The sequence below is a fragment of the Alkalibacterium sp. m-11 genome (assembly GCF_054658155.1).
Genome location: NZ_BAAGIR010000364.1, coordinates 1 through 463 on the forward strand (window position 1 = coordinate 1; position 463 = coordinate 463).

General features: G+C 42.5%; 1 pseudogene. It reads right to left on the minus strand.

From position 1 onward, the window contains the following. Positions 1-336: pseudogene (locus ACYQ2O_RS12825) on the minus strand (IS1634 family transposase); the annotation flags it as partial. Positions 337-463 lie beyond the last annotated feature (127 nt).

The window sequence follows — 463 nt, forward strand, 5'->3', positions numbered from 1 at the left end:
TTCCAAAATCAAGAAGTAGGCAATCGAGAGTATCTGCTTATAGCTTTCAGGAAAGCAAGCTTTTAGATCGGCTGTAACACCAAGCAGTTCTCCGATTTTGTCAAACAGATAGGTCGCTCCGTAGAAGCTTCGTTTCATGACGGTGGATGGTACCGGCCCTTGCTTTGCCGGCGGCATAGCCAATCGCTTAGAGGGAACCAGGTTCCCAGCTTCGTCCAGTTTTCCTATGCAGACACGCTTGCTGCGCGACTGCTTCTTTTCTTTATCCCAATAGTTGGTTGATTCGTAAACATAGGTAGTGCCGTTCTTTTTGTTGGTTACATATACTAAACTCATAAAATCACGCCTTTCCACGTTATAATTATAACGTGGAAAGTGCGGAAATTCAATAGGAATAGCCAGAAATTTCCTTTTATATCAATGTTTTTTGCATTCCTCGTTATAATTTACACGGGAATGAAGG